At 64.7% G+C, this 18,472-nt stretch carries 1 protein-coding gene; it reads left to right on the top strand.

What is annotated here, in order from left to right:
• Positions 1-591: 591 nt before the first annotated feature.
• A complete protein-coding gene (locus SSARUM2_RS21745; protein WP_282488510.1) occupies positions 592-18,444 on the top strand; it encodes a non-ribosomal peptide synthetase in 17,853 nt (5,950 codons plus the stop codon).
• Positions 18,445-18,472 lie beyond the last annotated feature (28 nt).

The raw sequence follows: 18,472 nt of genomic DNA, 5'->3' as shown, positions 1-18,472 counted from the left end.
CCGCCCCGTTTTACGTTGTCTGGCATTGGGAACGATGCCGTTGATTGACGCCCGAAAAAACGAAGAAATTTTTCAGCATAATTTTTCCCATCGTTATAACAAAAAACGATAGATGCGCCGCGAGCAAAATTGCCGTTCATTTTAAATGCCAATGAATTAATTAAATAATAAATTATTATCATAAAAACAATAAAGTATAACTTATTGATATGGAGAGGCTCTTATCGTAAGCATTGCTGCACATTAACTGCGGTGAATAATACAAAAGAATATGAGTTCCTCTCTAATTATCTCAGATTAATACAAGCGGAATACGCTCGTCATCCCTGAGTAATATCGGGGAAATAAAATGGTCATTTATTCCCTTTCGCACATTTCGCCAAAAAAAATATCCTCTCCTATACTTCACAGCTCAACAAATTGAGGCTCAGGGGGAACCTCTGGATTAACCATTTCATCCTTTCTTAGTTGGGGGGAGACCCAACTTTTCTACGGTTTTTTTATTCTGACCTGAACTGTCGGACGGCCAGGCTTTGCCTAAATCCGGACGGTCCCTTTCATTAACGTAATGAAAACGTGCTAGAGAATATTATGAACAAACAAACTGATGTGAAGAGTGGGGAACTCCGTACGGGTGCTCAGGCCGCGGCGGAGAAAGTCGAACTGCATGAAATGACTATCGCCCAGCGTGAACTCTGGCTGGGGGAAAATATTTCCAAAGAGTTGTCGTTCAATATCTGGGGCTATGGGCAGGTTGACGGGCCTCTCGACGTTAAGCTGCTGCGGCAAGCCATCGATGCTATCGTCGAAGAAACGCCGGCTCTGCAAGCGCATTTTGTGGAAAAAGACGGTGAGCTTTATCAATACCGCGCGCCACGCACACATGAGCCGCTGTTCACACTCGATCTCAGTAAGGAACCCGATCCCCTGCAGGCGGCCAGACGCTGGATGGTGGCGGATGCGGCGCTGCCGCGCCGCGCCACGGGAGAGGAACCTTTTAGTTTTTATGTGATTACGCTCGCTCCGCAGCGCTATGTCCTCTATCGGCGTTTCCACCATATGATCACCGACGGCCGCAGTGCCGAGGAAGTGATGCGGCGCATCGCGGCTTACTATAACGCGCTGGCGTCCGGCGGCGTCATCCCTGAATTCGCCAACTGCAATTTCTCTCTGCTTTATGAAAACGACATCAAATACCGCGACTCCTCACGCTTTTCTTCCGATCAGGCTTTTTGGCGGGAATATACTGCCGCTGCGCCGCAGAGTTTGTCGCGTAGAGCCATATTGACCCCGGACGCCGCGATGAACCGCAACACGCAGCTGCTGGAAAAAGAGGCGTTGGATCAGCTGCAGCAACAAGCTGACAATATCGGCGTACACCGCGCACATATATTGGCCGCCGCCGTAGCATTATGTTTCTACAGCCTGACCGGCAGTGAATATCTTAATTTCAGCATGCCGGTGACCGGAACGAGAGAACGAAACAGTATTGGTATGACCTCTAACGTTGTCCCTTTGATTATCAAGGTTGAACCCCAGCTGAGTCTGGCCGAATTTATCCAAAAGGTCGCGGCCGAAATAGCAAAAGTGGTTCGTCATCAATTATATCGTGGGGAGGACATTCGGCGTGACAATGGCGCGACGGATTCCGCCTGGTTTGGCCCTTCAATTAACATTGTTTCTTTCGACCACGGCGATCCTTTCTGGGGATGCCGCACCCGTTGGTATTATGGCGGGAATATTCCGTCCGGCGATCTACAGATTATGCTGTATGAAGACCAGCAGGCGAATGAGCTGGACGTCACTTTTTCTGACGCCGATTATGCAAATTCATTAGGCGATCTGGATGTTTTGCAGCGCCGTTTCCAGTTTATTTTACGGGCGCTGAACGCATCAACGGCGGGGACGATCGAGGCGTTGGATCGGCAAGTGGCGGCGCTGGCGGATGCCGAGGCCGGCGGCAGCTTTTACACTAACCGTCGGCAACCGCCTGCCGGCGGCATCATTCGTTGGGATCGCCCGGCTGAGGCGCTGCAGCGCCTGGTGAGTTCGCTGAGCCATGGCGCGGGATGCGCGGCGAAGATGCTGCTGGCGGAGCGCGTGTTGGGCGTGACGGCGCTGCAGGCGGTGAGCGATGAGCGGCAGGCCGAACCCGGTACCCTGCTGCACGTCGAGGCCGACGGCTGGGTAATTGCCGCGAACCCCGGCGTGGTGCGCGTCGGGCCGTTCTTGCGCGCCGACGGCTCGGCTCAGCCAGGCGATGCGCTGGCGCAGGCCTGCGGCCTGTCTGTCGGCTCGGTCTTGCCGACGATTAACGCTGCCGAAGCCTCGCTGTTAGGCGCGGCGTATGGCGCCAGCGCCGATAGCGCCGCTTTTTGGCAACCGCGCCTGACGCGTTATTATCCGGCGCCGTTCCCGCCGGGGCCTGGCCGCCAGGCGGATCTTCCCGCACGCTGGCAGGCGACGGCCTGGCAGCGCATGGAAAAAATTGCCGGCGAGCAGGTGCTGGCGGCAGCAACCCTTTATCTGGCGCGCATGTGCAATGAAACCGATTTTCAGCTGGGGTGGATCACCCCGGACGATCGGAATTGGGGGCGTTGGGCTCACCTGAGCGCGCGCGTGCTGCCGCTGCAGGTCTCTGTTGATCACACCGGCAATTTCCAGCAGGCGTTGGCCGCGCTGGAACAGGAATATAGCCAGCTGCGCACTCATGCCGATTATCATCCCGCGTTGCTGACGCGCGATGCGGACCTGCGAGCGTCTCAGACTTGGCCGACGGCGGTATCGATCGTCAGCCGGCGCTCGGCGCAGGGGTTGCAGCCTGAAGACGAGGGGGTTGCCGCCATCATGGCTTCCGGCTCGCGCGCGGTATTGCAAATCTGCAAGGCTGACGGCGCGTTCCGTTGGGTCTACGACGCCGCCTCCGTGGCTGACGAGCAGATGTTGCGGGCGACGCAACATCTGCTGATGCTGCTCAACGACGCGGTGAGGGCGGGTTCTCATCGTCGCACCGTCGGCGAACTCAGTCTGGTTTCCGAGGAAGAACGCGCGCAGTTGCTGCAGGGCCTCAACCACACCGTCGCTTCACATTCGCCGAGGGCCTGTCTGCACCGGTTGTTCGAAGCGCAGGTCAAACGGACGCCGGAGGCGATCGCGGTGACGTATGGCGATGACAGCCTGACCTACGCGGAATTGAATACCCAGGCGAACCGCTGGGCCCATCGGCTGGTACAGCTTGGCGTGCAGCCGGACAGCTTGGTGGCGCTGTGTGCCGGGCGCGGGCTGCCGATGCTGGTCGGGCTGCTGGGGATCCTCAAAGCCGGCGGCGCCTATGTGCCGCTGGATCCCGCCTATAGCGGCGAGCGGCTACAGTACATCCTGGCGGACTCAGCGCCGGTGCTGCTGTTGGCGGATGAGCTCGGCCGACAAGCGCTGGGTGACTGCGAGGTGCCGGTGCTGGCGCTGGAACAGCCACTGACGGGAGAAAGCGACGATCTGCAGGACGTCGGGGTGCGCCCGGCGCACCTGGCATATGTGATTTATACCTCCGGCTCGACCGGCAAACCCAAAGGGGTGATGGTGGAGCACCGGCAGGTCGCGCGGTTGTTCAGCGCGACGAACGCCTGGTTCAACTTCAGCGCCGCCGACAGGTGGTGCCTGTTCCACTCATTCGCCTTCGACTTCTCGGTCTGGGAGATCTGGGGCGCCTGGCTGTATGGCGGCCAGCTGTTCATCGTACCGCAGGCGATCGCCCGCTCGGCGCCGGATTTTTATCATTTCGTCTGCCGCAGCGGCATCACGGTATTGAACCAGACGCCGAGCGCCTTCAAAGCCTTTATCCAGGCTCAGGCGCACAGCGAAGCGCGCCAGCAGCTACGCGAGATCGTGTTCGGTGGCGAAATGCTGAAGCCTTGCGATCTTGCGCCGTGGTTTGCTCGTCCAGAGAACCGGCAGACACGGTTGATCAACATGTACGGTATCACCGAGACCACGGTGCATGTGACTTATCGGCCGCTGTCGGCGCAGGATACGGCGATCACCACCAGTCCGATCGGCAGCCGCATCCCGGATTTGCGCTTGTATCTGCTGGGCGCCGACGGCGAACCGGTGCCGATGGGGGCGATCGGCGAACTGTACGTCGGCGGCGAAGGAGTGGCGCGGGGTTACCTGAACCGGCCCGAATTGACGGCGGAACGTTTTCTCGATGATCCTTTCAACCGGGCGCCGGGTGCGCGCATGTATCGTACCGGCGATCTGGCGCGCTATCTGCCGGGTGGCGATATCGAATACCTGGGGCGCAATGACCAGCAGGTAAAAATCCGCGGTTTCCGCATCGAATGCGGCGAGGTGGAGGCTCAGCTGAGTACCGATCCGCGCGTGCGCAGCGTAGCCGTGGACGCGATTGACGATGGCGACGGGGGCAAGCGACTGGTGGCGTGGGTGGTTCCGGCACCGGAAGCCGAACGCGCTACGCTGGCGACCGGGCTGCGTCAGCATCTGCAGGCGCGGCTGCCGGATTATATGGTGCCGGTGGCTTACGTTTGGCTGGAGGCGTTGCGGCTGACCGGCAACGGCAAATTGGACAAGCGGGCTCTGCCGGTGCCGCAGGTCGACGCCTATGTGCGTGAAGCCTATGCGCCGCCGCAGGGCGAGGCAGAAAACCTGCTGGCGGCTATCTGGCGCGAGCTGCTGGGCGTAGAGCGCGTCGGTCGCTATGACCACTTCTTCGAACTGGGCGGGCATTCGCTGATGGCGGTGCGCCTGGCTAACCGCGTGCAACAGGCCGGATGGCAGTTACCGTTGCAGGCGCTGTTCGCCAGCCCGGTACTGCACGTGCTGGCGCAGGCGCTGGAAGTTGCGCCGGCTCAGGAACCGCAGCCGATACTGCCGGTGGCGCGCGACGGCGAATTGCCCCTGTCGTTCGCCCAGCAACGCCTGTGGTTCCTGACCCAGTTGGAAGGGATGAGCGAAACCTACCATATCCCTCTGGCGCTGCGGCTGCACGGCCGGTTGGACCGGCAGGCGCTGCAACATAGTCTGGATGCGCTCTATGCGCGTCACGAATCGCTGCGTAGCCGGTTCATCACCCGGGAAGATCGGCCACAGGTGCAGATTTTGCCGGCAAACGGGCTGCCGCTTGCGTTCCACGATCTGCGACGTCACCCCGCGCAAGCCGACACGCTGTGCCGTCAGGCGGCCACTCAACCGTTTGATTTGACGCAGGGGCCGCTGGTGCGCGCCGCGCTGATCCGCCTGGCGGATGAGGAGCACCTGTTCCTGCTCACCTGTCATCACATCGTCTCTGACGGTTGGTCGACCGGCATTCTGCTGCGTGAACTGGGGGCGTTGTACGGTGCTTTGCGTCGCGGCGATGCCGATCCGCTGCCGCCGCTGACGCTGCAATACCCGGATTATGCCGCCTGGCAGCGTCGCTATCTGACGCCGGAGCGCTTGGCGGCGCAGGCGCAATACTGGCGCGAAACGCTGATCGGTGCGCCGGCGCTGCTGACGCTGCCGACTGACCGGCCGCGTCCGACGGTGCAGTCTTTCAGCGGCGGGGAGGTGCCGATCGCGATAGACGCCGAGCTGACGCAGGCGCTGCGGCAATTCAGCCGGCAGCATGGCGGCACGCTGTTCATGACGGTGCTGGCGGCCTGGAGCCTGGTGCTGGCGCGCATGGCCGGGCAGCAGGAGCTGGTGATCGGCACGCCGGAGGCCAACCGTGGCCGGCTGGAAACCGAATCGCTGGTCGGCTTCTTCGTCAGCACGCTGGCGCTGCGCATCGATCTTCGCGACGATCCGGATCTGCCGACGCTGATCGCGCGGATCCGCCACACGGTGCTGACGGCGCAGGAAAATCGCGATCTGCCGTTCGAGCAGGTGGTGGAACTGGTCAATCCGCCGCGTCATCTGGGCTATACCCCGCTGTTCCAGGTGATGCTGGCCTGGCAGGACGGCTCGGTGCGCGATATTCCGCTGCCTGGGCTGCAGGCCGAGCTGGCCGGGCTGGAATACAGCGCGGCGAAGTTTGATCTGACGCTCGATCTGGCCGATACCGGCGAAGGCATCAGCGGTACGCTGAACTTCGCCACGGCATTGTTCGATCGCGCCACCGCCGAACGCTACGGCGTTTACCTGGTACAGGCGCTGCGGGCGATGACGCTGAATAGCCCACGGTCAGTATCCCATATCGATTTGTTGCCGCTTGCCGAACGGGAGCATCTGCTGCATGGCTGGAACCGCACCGAGCGTGACTACCCGCTGGATCAGACGCTGGCGGCGCTGTTCGAGCAGCAGGTGCGCCGCACGCCGCACGCCACCGCGCTGGTGAGCGGCGCGGAAAGCCTGAGCTACGCCCAACTGAACGCCCGCGCCAACCGGCTGGCGCACGCGCTGATAGCGCGCGGCGTCGGCCCAGACAGCCGGGTGGCGGTGTGCGCCGAACGCGGCCTGAACATGGTGACGGCGCTGTTCGGTATCCTCAAGGCCGGCGGCGCCTATGTGCCGCTCGATCCGGCCTATCCGGGCGAACGCCTGCAGTACATCCTGCAGGATGCCGACCCGGTGCTGCTGCTGGCGGACGCCGCCGGCCGGGCGGCGCTGGGCGAACCCGTGACGCCACAGCTGGCGCTGGAGGCGGCGTTGCCGGAGACGCTGAGTGCCGAGAACCCGGAACGGCGCGCGCAGGCGTCGCACCTGGCGTACGTGATTTACACCTCGGGCTCGACCGGTAAACCGAAGGGCGCGATGAACGAACATCGCGGGGTGGTCAACCGGCTGGTGTGGATGCAGGAGGCCTACGGCCTGACGGCGGCGGACACGGTGCTGCAAAAAACGCCGTTCGGCTTCGACGTCTCGGTGTGGGAGTTCTTCTGGCCGCTGATGGTCGGCGCGCGTCTGGTAATGGCGAAGCCGGAAGGGCACAAGGATCCGGATTACCTGAGCCGCGCGATCGAACAGTACGGCGTCACCACGCTGCACTTCGTGCCGTCGATGCTGCAAAGCTTCCTGGCGGACGGGCAGGCGGCGACGCGCTGCGGGCAGGTGGTGCGGGTGATGTGCAGCGGGGAAGCGCTGCCGGCGGCGCTGGTGGCGGAGTTTTACCGCCGGCTGCCGCAGGCGGAGTTGCATAACCTGTATGGGCCGACGGAGGCGGCGGTGGACGTGACCGCCTGGCACTGTTCGCGGGAGGCGGAGCGGGTGTCGGTGCCGATCGGGCGGCCGATCGCCAACACGCGCATCTACCTGCTGGACGAGCGCGGGCAGCCGGTGCCGCTGGGGGCGGTGGGCGAGCTGTATATCGGCGGGGTGCAGGTGGCGCGGGGCTACCTGAACCGGCCTGAACTGACGTCGGAGCGCTTCTTGAGCGATCCGTTTGCGCCGGGCGGGCGGATGTACCGCACCGGCGACGTGGCGCGTTATCTGGCGAACGGCGACATCGAGTACCTGGGGCGCAACGATCAGCAGGTAAAAATCCGCGGCTTCCGCATCGAATGCGGGGAGATAGAGGCGGCGCTGGCGACGCACCCGGCGGTGCGCGAAGCGGTGGTGGATGCACGGGCGGTGGGCGACGACAAACGGCTGGTGGCGTGGGTGGTGCCGGCCGCGGACGTGGCGGAAGAAACGCTGGCGGGCGCGCTGCGGCAGCATGTGAGCGCGGCGCTGCCGGACTATATGGTGCCGTCGGCCTGGGTGGTGGTGGCGGCGTTGCCGCTGTCGCCGAACGGCAAACTGGATCGGCGGGCGTTGCCGGAGCCGCAGGGGGCGCAGAGCCAGGCGGCGTACGAAGCGCCGCAGGGTGAACACGAAACGCTGCTGGCGGCGATCTGGCGCGAGCTGCTGAACGTGGAGCGGGTCGGGCGCCACGATAACTTCTTCGAGCTGGGGGGCCACTCGCTGCTGGCGGTGAAGTTGATGGCTCAGCTGCGGCGCGCCGGTTGGGGAGCGAACGTGCAGACGCTGTTCTCAACGCCGACGCTGTCGGCGCTGGCGCAGGCGATGAGCGCGCAAGGTGAGGTCGACATACCGGAAAACCGGATTTTACCGGGCGGGGCCTCCATTACGCCGGAGATGTTGCCGCTGGCGACGCTGAGCCAGCCGGAAATCGACGCGGTGGTGGCGCAGGTGCCGGGCGGCGTGGCCAACGTACAGGACATCTACGCCTTGTCGCCGCTGCAGGAGGGGATTTTGTTCCACCATCTGCTGGCGGAACGGGGCGACCCGTACCAGCTGTCCGCGGTGCTGCGTTTCGACAGCCGTGCGCGCCTGGACGCCTGGCTGGCGGCGGTGCAGCAGGTGATCGATCGCCATGACATTCTGCGCACCGCGTTCATCACGCAGGGCATGTCCTCGCCGGTGCAGGTGGTGTGGCGCAAGGCTGAGCTGGCGCTGAGCGAGCGGCGTTTCGATCCGGCTGACGGCCCGATTTGGCGACAGCTGGCGGCCAGCTTTGATCCGTTGCAGCAGCGGCAGGATCTGACCCGCGCGCCGCTGCTCAACTTTACCGTCACGCCGGAGGAGGACGGCAGCTGGTGCGCCTTGCAGCAGTGGCATCATCTGATTGGCGATCACTCCACGCTGGCCTTCATGGAGCAAGAGATCGGCGAGATCCTCGCCGGCCGTGGGGCACAGCTGGGCGTTGCCCAGCCGTTCCGCAATGCGGTGGCGCAGGCGCGCCTGGCTCTCAGCGAGGCGGAGCACGAAAGCTTCTTCCGCGACATGCTGGCGGATATCCGCGAGCCGGTGCTGCCGTTCGGCCTGAGCGACGTGCACGGCGAAGGGCGGCAAATCGCCTGCCGCTACCAGGCACTCTCTTCGGCGCTGAACCTGCGGTTGCGGCGACAGGCGCGGCGGCTGGGCGTCAGCCTGGCCAGCCTGTGCCACCTGGCCTGGGCGCAGGTGCTGGCGAGCGTCAGCGGGCGAGACGCGGTCGTGTTCGGCACCGTATTGCTGGGGCGTCTGCAGGGCGGCGAAGGCGCGGAACGGGCATTGGGATTGTTTATCAACACGTTGCCGCTGCGTCTGGACATCGATCGGCGAGGCGTGGAGACGGCGGCAAGAGAGGCGCACGTGCGGCTGAGCGGGCTGCTGGCGCATGAACATGCGCCGCTGGCATTGGCGCAGCGCTGCAGCGGCGTCAGCCCTGGGGCGCCGCTGTTCAGCGCCTTGCTCAACTATCGCCACAACAACGGCGAAGCCGTGGCGTTGCCGGAAGGTGTCAGCTTGCTGAGCGCCGAAGAGCGCACCAACTATCCGTTCGTGTTATCGGTGGAGGACGGCGGCGATTCGCTGGGCCTGACGGCGCAGGTGACCGAGACGGTCGATGCCCAGCGGGTGTGTGACTATATGGTGCAGGCGCTGAGCTCACTGGCGCAAGCGCTGGAGCAGGCGCCGGAGACGCCGGTGTGTTCACTGGCGGTGGTGCCGGAGGCGGAACGCGAACTGCTGCTGCATGGCTGGAACCGCACCGAGCGTGACTACCCGCTGGATCAGACGCTGGCGGCGCTGTTCGAGCAGCAGGTGCGCCGCACGCCGCACGCCACCGCGCTGGTGAGCGGCACGGAAAGCCTGAGCTACGCCCAGCTGAACGCCCGCGCCAACCGGCTGGCGCACGCGCTGATAGCGCGCGGCGTCGGCCCGGACAGCCGGGTGGCGGTGTGCGCCGAACGCGGCCTGAACATGGTGACGGCGCTGTTCGGTATCCTCAAGGCCGGCGGCGCCTATGTGCCGCTCGATCCGGCCTATCCGGGCGAACGCCTGCAGTACATCCTGCAGGATGCCGACCCGGTGCTGCTGCTGGCGGACGCCGCCGGCCGGGCGGCGCTGGGCGAACCCGTGACGCCACAGCTGGCGCTGGAGGCGGCGTTGCCGGAGACGCTGAGTGCCGAGAACCCGGAACGGCGCGCGCAGGCGTCGCACCTGGCGTACGTGATTTACACCTCGGGCTCGACCGGTAAACCGAAGGGCGCGATGAACGAACATCGCGGGGTGGTCAACCGGCTGGTGTGGATGCAGGAGGCCTACGGCCTGACGGCGGCGGACACGGTGCTGCAAAAAACGCCGTTCGGCTTCGACGTCTCGGTGTGGGAGTTCTTCTGGCCGCTGATGGTCGGCGCGCGTCTGGTGATGGCGAAGCCGGAAGGGCACAAGGATCCGGACTACCTGAGCCGCGCCATCGAACAGTATGGCGTCACCACGCTGCACTTCGTGCCGTCGATGCTGCAAAGCTTCCTGGCGGACGGGCAGGCGGCGACGCGCTGCGGGCAGGTGGTGCGGGTAATGTGCAGCGGGGAAGCGCTGCCGGCGACGCTGGTGGCGGAGTTTTACCGCCGGCTGCCGCAGGCGGAGTTGCATAACCTGTATGGGCCGACGGAGGCGGCGGTGGACGTGACCGCCTGGCACTGTTCGCGGGAGGCGGAGCGGGTGTCGGTGCCGATCGGGCGGCCGATCGCCAACACGCGCATCTACCTGCTGGACGAGCGCGGGCAGCCGGTGCCGCTGGGGGCGGTGGGCGAGCTGTATATCGGCGGGGTGCAGGTGGCGCGGGGCTACCTGAACCGGCCTGAACTGACGGCAGAACGTTTCCTTGCCGATCCGTTCGCGCCGGGCGGGCGGATGTACCGCACCGGCGACGTGGCGCGTTATCTGGCGAACGGCGACATCGAGTACCTGGGGCGCAACGATCAGCAGGTAAAAATCCGCGGCTTCCGCATCGAATGCGGGGAGATAGAGGCGGCGCTGGCGACGCACCCGGCGGTGCGCGAAGCGGTGGTGGATGCACGGGCGGTGGGCGACGACAAACGGCTGGTGGCGTGGGTGGTGCCGGCCGCGGACGTGGCGGAAGAAACGCTGGCGGGCGCGCTGCGGCAGCATGTGAGCGCGGCGCTGCCGGACTATATGGTGCCGTCGGCCTGGGTGGTGGTGGCGGCGTTGCCGCTGTCGCCGAACGGCAAACTGGATCGGCGGGCGTTGCCGGAGCCGCAGGGGGCGCAGAGCCAGGCGGCGTACGAAGCGCCGCAGGGTGAACACGAAACGCTGCTGGCGGCGATCTGGCGCGAGCTGCTGAACGTGGAGCGGGTCGGGCGCCACGATAACTTCTTCGAGCTGGGGGGCCACTCGCTGCTGGCGGTGCGTCTGACCAACCGTCTGCAGCAGATGGAATGGCAGCTGCCGTTGCAGGTCCTGTTCGCCAACCCGACGCTGCTGGCATTGGCGCAGCAACTGCGGAGAACCGATGAGGCGCTGCCGCCGATCGAGGCTATGCCACGCGGCGCCGCGTTGCCGCTGTCGTTTGCCCAGCAGCGTTTGTGGTTCCTGACGCAGTTGGAAGGCCTGAGTGAAACTTACCATATTCCCCTGGCGCTGAGCCTGCGCGGCGAGCTGGATCTGCCCGCCTGGCGGCAGAGCCTGGATGCGCTCTATGCCCGCCACGAAGCGTTGCGCAGCCGGTTTGTCACCGTCGAGGGGCAGCCGCAGGCGCACATTCTGCCGGCAGACGCGCTGCCGTTGACGGTTCACGATCTGCGTGGGCGGCAGGATGCTCAGAGCCAGGCGCGGCAACTGGCGCAGCGCCTGACGGAGGCGCCTTTTGATTTGACGCAGGGGCCGCTGGTGCGCGCCGCGCTGATCCGCCTGGCGGATGAGGAGCACCTGTTCCTGCTCACCTGTCATCACATCGTCTCCGACGGTTGGTCGACCGGCATTCTGCTGCGTGATTTGGGGGCGTTGTACGGCGCTTTGCGTCGCGGCGATGCCGATCCGCTGCCGCCGCTGCCGCTGCAATACGCAGATTACGCCGCCTGGCAGCGTCGCTATCTGACGCCGGAGCGGCTGGCGGCGCAGGCGCAATACTGGCGCGAAACGCTGAGCGGTGCGCCGGCGCTGCTGACGCTGCCGACCGACCGGCCGCGTCCGACGGTGCAGTCTTTCAGCGGCGGGGAGGTGCCGATCGCGATCGACGCCGAGCTGACGCAGGCGCTGCGGCAGTTCAGCCGGCAGCATGGCGGCACGCTGTTCATGACGGTGCTGGCGGCCTGGAGCCTGGTGCTGGCGCGCATGGCCGGGCAGCAGGAGCTGGTGATCGGCACGCCGGAGGCCAACCGTGGCCGGCTGGAAACCGAATCGCTGGTCGGCTTCTTCGTCAGCACGCTGGCCCTGCGCATCGATCTTAGCGACGATCCGGATCTGCCGACGCTGATCGCGCGGATCCGCCACGCGGTGCTGGCGGCACGGGAAAATCGCGATCTGCCGTTTGAGCAGGTGGTGGAGCTGGTCAATCCGCCGCGCCACCTGGGCTATACCCCGCTGTTCCAGGTGATGCTGGCCTGGCAGGACGGCTCGGTGCGCGATATCTCGCTGCCTGGGCTGCAGGCCGAGAGTGCCGAGTTGGGCTATCAGATCGCCAAGTATGATTTGACGCTCGATCTGGCGGAGCGCGACGAGCAAATCAGCGGGACGCTGAACTTCGCCACGGCGCTGTTCGACCGCACTACCGCCGAGCGTTACGGCGTTTACCTGGTGCAGGTGCTGCGGGCGATGGCGACAAATGCTACGCAGCCTGCGTCGCATCTCGATCTGCTGCCGGCTGCCGAGCGCGAACTGTTGTTGTACGGCTGGAACCGAACCGCGGAAGTTTATCCGGCGCAGAGCAGTGCCCACGTCCTGTTTGAACAGTGGGCGCAGCGCACGCCGGACGCCGTTGCGGTGGTGAACGATCGGGACAGCCTGAGCTACGCCCAATTGAACGCCCACGCCAACCAACTGGCGCACCAACTCATCGCACAGGGCGTGCGCCCGGGCGATCGCGTGGCCACGTCGCTTGAACGCAGCGTTTCTCTGGTCATCGCCCAGCTGGCGATCCTCAAGGCGGGGGCCGCTTATGTGCCGCTCGATCCGCACCTGCCCGTTGCGCGGCAGGCGTGGATCATCGGCGACAGCGGGGCGTCGTTGATCCTGTGCGATCGCGATATCGACCGCGAGATAGCCGGCGAGATCGCCTGCCTGCGTGTCGATCGGCTGCGGCAGAATCCGACCCACGATCCGGCGGTGCCTCGCGCCGGCGGCGCGCCGGCCTACATCATGTATACCTCGGGCTCGACCGGTACGCCTAAAGGCGTCATGGTGACGCACCAAGGCATCCTCCGGCTGGCGATCAACAATCGTTTTGCGTCGTTTGAACGCGGCGATCGCTTCGCTTTCGCCGCCAATCCGGCGTTTGACGCCAGCACGCTGGAAATGTGGGGAGCCCTGTTGAATGGCGCCAGTCTGGCGATCATTGCGCCGGAAGTGTTGACGGAAGCCGAGGCGTTGGCGGCGGCGCTGGTGCGGCAAGGGATTAACGTCTTGTTCCTGACCACCTCGTTGTTTAACCAATATGCCCATAGCATCGCCGCGACGCTGGCGCAGTTGAAATATCTGCTGAGCGGCGGTGAAGCGGCGGATCCGCACGCCTTTGCCCGCATGCTGAAAGAGGCTGGGCCGGTACGGCTGATCAACGCTTATGGGCCGACCGAGTGTACGGTGTTCGCCACGACGGCCACGATCGAGCGAGTGGATCCATGGCAGCGTTTGCCTATCGGGCGGCCGATCGGCAATACCCGGATTTATCTGCTGGATGAGCACGGGCAACCGGTGCCGCTCGGCGCGACCGGCGAGATCTACATCGCCGGCCCCGGGGTGGCGCTGGGTTATCTCAACCGAGCAGAGTTAACGGCAGAGCGATTCCTGGCGGATCCGTTTAACCCAGGCGAGCGGATGTATCGCACCGGCGATCTGGCGCGCTATCTGGCGGACGGCAATATCGACTACCTGGGACGCAACGATCGGCAGGTGAAAATTCGCGGCTTCCGCATCGAATGCGGTGAGATCGAGGCGCGAGTGGCCGGTCATCCGGCGGTGCGCGAAGCGGTGGTGGATGTCCTCGGCGAAGCGGACAATAAGCGACTGGTAGCTTGGGTGGTGCCGGAGGCTGACGCGGATCGCCAGACGTTGGCGGTGACGCTGCGACAGTATCTGGCGGGGATGTTGCCGGAGTTTATGCTGCCGGCGGCCTGGGTGGCGCTGGATACGCTACCGCTGACGCCGAACGGCAAACTGGATCGGCGCGCGCTGCCTGAGCCGCAGGAGGACGCCTACGTGCGTGAGGTTTACGCCGAACCTGAAGGCGAACTGGAAACGCTGCTGGCGGGGATCTGGCGCGAGCTGCTGGGCATTGAGCGGGTCGGGCGCCACGATAACTTCTTCGAATTGGGCGGCCACTCGCTGCTGGCGGTGAAGTTGATGGCGCAGCTGCGCCGTGTCGGGCTGAGCGCCGGGGTGCAAACGCTGTTCACCGCGCCGACGCTGTCAACGCTGGCGCAGACGTTGGTCACGCAGCAGGAAGTGAGCGTGCCGGCCAACGGTATCCTGCCGGGCTGCGTAGCCATTACGCCGGAGATGTTGCCGCTGGCGACGCTGAGCCAGCCGGAGATCGACGCGGTGGTGGCGCAGGTGCCGGGCGGTGTGGCCAACGTACAGGATATCTACGCCTTGTCGCCGCTGCAGGAGGGGATTTTGTTCCACCATCTGCTGGCGGAACGGGGCGACCCGTACCAGCTGTCCGCGGTGCTGCGTTTCGACAGCCGTGCGCGTCTGGACGCCTGGCTGGCGGCGATGCAGCAGGTGATCGATCGCCATGACATTCTGCGTACCGCGTTCATCACGCAGGGCGTGTCATCACCGGTGCAGGTGGTGTGGCGCAAGGCCCAGTTGTCGCTGCGAGAACTGCGGCTCAATCCGGAGGAGGGCGAGATCGGTTCGCGGCTGACGGCGTTGTTTGATCCGCGCCGCGTGCGGCCTGATCTGACGCGCGCACCGTTGCTGAGCTTTGTCGCCGCACAGGGGGAAGAAGGCAGTTGGTGCGTGCTCCAGCAATGGCATCACCTGATCGGCGACCACTCGACCCTGGCGGTGATGCAGGAGGAGATCAACCTGATCCTGGCCGGGCGCGGGGACGAACTGGCCAAGGCACCGCCGTTCCGCAACGCGGTGGCGCAGGCAAGGCTCGGCGTCAGCAAGGCCGAACACGAACGGTTCTTCCGCACTATGCTGGCGGATATCGATGAACCGTCGCTGCCGTTCGGCCTGAGCGACGTGCATGGCGAAGGGCGGGATATCTCGACGGCGCACCTGGCCTTACCGCCTGCGCTCAACCAACAGCTGCGGCGGCAGGCGCGGCGGCTGGGCGTCAGCCTGGCCAGCCTGTGCCACCTGGCCTGGGCGCAGGTGTTGGCGCGCGCTACCGGCCGCGATGAGGTGGTATTCGGCACCGTATTGTTGGGCCGCATGCAGGCCGGAGACGGGGCGGAACGGGCGCTCGGATTGTTTATCAATACGTTGCCGCTGCGGCTGGATGTCAACGAGGTCGGCGCGGAATCGGCGGTGTTGCAGGCACACATCCGGCTGAGCGGGCTGCTGGCCCATGAGCATGCGCCGCTGGCGTTGGCGCAGCGCTGCAGCGGCGTCGCCGCGGGCACGCCGCTGTTCAGTGCCCTGCTGAACTACCGGCATAACAGCGGCGAGGATACCGCATTGCCGACCGGCGTGACGCTGCTCGATAGCCAGGAACGCACCAACTATCCGTTCGTGCTGTCGGTCGAGGACGGCGGTGATTCGCTGGGCCTGACGGCGCAGGTCAGGCAGCCGATTGAAGCGCAGCGCGTGTGCGGCTATATGGCGCAGGCGTTGAGCGCATTGGCGCAGGCATTGGAGCAGGCGCCTCAGACACCGGTCTGTGAACTGGAGGTGATGCCGGATGAAGAGTATGCGCTGCAGCTGTGCCGCTGGAATCATACGGCGGAAGCTTACCCGGCGGATACCTGCGTGCACGAACTGTTTGAACAGCAGGCGCGGCTGACGCCGCAGGCCATCGCTTTGATCCAGGATGCGCAACGGCTCAGCTACGCACAGTTGAATGCGCGCGCCAACCGGTTGGCGCATCGGCTGATTGAGCGCGGCGTACAACCGGGCGACCGGGTCGCGGTGCGGCTGGCGCGCAGCATCGAACTGGTCTGCGCCCAATTGGCGGTAATCAAGGCCGGGGCGGCGTATGTGCCCATCGATCCGCAACTGCCGGCCGCGCGTCAGGCGTGGATCGCCGATGACAGCGGCGCCTGCCTGATGCTGACGGACGCCATCGGCGACGAGGAGATCCCGCAGCTGACGGTCGAGGATCGCGAAGCTGAAGATCATAACGGTAACCCGGCGTTGCGCGTGTCGAGCGGCGCGACGGCTTACATCATGTATACCTCCGGCTCGACCGGTACGCCGAAAGGCGTCATGACGCCGCACCAGGGTATCACGCGTCTGGTGCGCAACAACCGCTACGCCGCCTTTGACGCCGACGACCGCATCGCCTTTGCCGCCAACCCGGCATTTGATGCCAGCACGATGGAGGTTTGGGCCGCCCTGTTGAATGGCGGTGCGCTGGTGGTGATCGCGCCGGAGGTGATGATGGAGGCCGAGCGTCTGGCGGCCGAACTGCAACGCCATCGCATCACCACGCTGTTCTTGACCACTGCGCTGTTCAATCAGTATGTGCACAGCATCAGCGGCGCACTGGCGCAGTTGAAATATCTGATTAGCGGAGGGGAGAAAGAGGATCCGGGCGCTTATGCGCGGTTGTTGCAAGAGCGGGGGCCGGTGCACCTGATCCATGCCTATGGGCCGACGGAGACCACCACCTTTGCGACAACGGCACGTATCGAGCGGGCTGAAGGGGAGGCGCGCTTGCCGATTGGGAAACCGATCGGCAATACCCGCGCTTACTTGCTGGACGCCCGCGGGCGCCCGGTGCCGATGGGAGCGGTGGGGGAATTGCATATCGGCGGCGTGGGGGTGGCGTTGGGCTACCTGAACCGACCGGAACTGACGGCACAGCGCTTCCTGAGCGATCCGTTCAATCCGGTCGGCGGCGGCCGCATGTATCGCACCGGCGATCTGGCGCGTTATTTACCGGACGGCAGTCTTGAATACCAGGGGCGATGCGATCAGCAGATCAAGCTGCGCGGGTTCCGCATCGAACCGGGCGAGATTGAGGTGCAGCTGGCGGCGAGCCCGTGGGTGCGGGAAGCGGTGGTGCAGGTTTGTTCGACGGAACATCATCCGCGCCTGGTCGCCTGGATCGTACCGACGGCCGACGTTGACCGCAGCGCGTTGCAGGGACAGCTACGGGCCTATCTGAGCGAACGTTTGCCGGAGTACATGGTGCCGTCGGCTTATGTTTGGCTGGATGCGCTGCCGTTGACCGCCAACGGCAAGCTGGATCGGCGCGCCTTGCCGGAGCCGGAGCGCGCGGCAGTCGGCACTCGGGAGTATGCGGCGCCTCAGGGGAAGACCGAAACGACGCTGGCGCGGGTATGGTGTGAGCTGCTCGAGATTGGCCAGATAGGGCGCCACGACAATTTCTTCGAGCTCGGTGGCCATTCGCTGCTGGCGGTACGTCTTTCCAGCCAGCTGCGTCAGCAAGGCATCACCTTGCCGGTACAGGCGATCTTCAACCATCCGATATTGGCCGAGCTGGCCGAGCGGATAGATCGTCGCACCGCAGAGGCTCCGCTGCGCAAAGCGGTGCCGGCTCGCAGCAGCGGCAGCCGGCCGCCGCTATTCTTCGTTCCGACCGGCTTTGGCGACCACTCCTACGTGTTTGAATTGGCCAAGGAGATCGACGAGACCTTCCCGGTCTACGCTGTGCCGTGGCCGGCGGTGGAGGAGAAGCCGGCCACCATGTCCGATATGGCCGCCAGCGCCGTGGCGTTGATTCGCGAAGTGCAGCCGCAGGGGCCATACCATCTGGCGGGGTACTCTTCCGGCGGGGTGTTGGCCTATGCGATCGCCGAGCAGCTGCAATCGGCCGGGGAAGCGGTCGCCTTCCTGGGGTTGATCGACACGTTGCGGCCGGTGGAGGCGATGCACAGCCCGGTCCAGCTGTTGCTGAACTGGGTGGAGTCAACGCAGGAAAGGCCGGATCCGCAGTTCTGTCAGCAGTTGGCCGAGCTGCCGTTGCCGGAGGCGATTGCAGCCGTGCAACGCGCCGGGATCAAGACTCAGCGTGAGGAAGTGGCCGACGAGGCGGCGCTCTGGCAGCAGCGGCACCACTACGCCAAACTGGTGGAAGCGACCCTGGTGCAGCCCGCATCGCTGAAAATCCATCTGTTCAAGGCGAAGCAGGAGCAGGTTTCCGTCAATTCGCAGAACGCACAGTTCCAGGCGTATTGGCAGAGGATCAAGCAGGCGGGATATTGCCGCGAAGACGCTTCCGCGTTGGGATGGGATAAGCTGCTGCCGCCGGCGACCGTCCGCGTCAGCCAGGTCAACGGCGACCATGTGTCGATGATGGAGCATCCGGTTCATCGGCGTGAGCTGGGGCAACACTTCAATCTGGCGTTGCGCGAGCTCGGACAGGCGTAAGCCGGCGGGATGTATCCGATGAGAAAGC

The organism is Serratia sp. K-E0102, from assembly GCF_029962625.1.
Taxonomy (GTDB): Bacteria; Pseudomonadota; Gammaproteobacteria; order Enterobacterales; family Enterobacteriaceae; genus Serratia; species Serratia sarumanii.
This window is presented reverse-complemented; position numbering and strand designations above follow the sequence as displayed.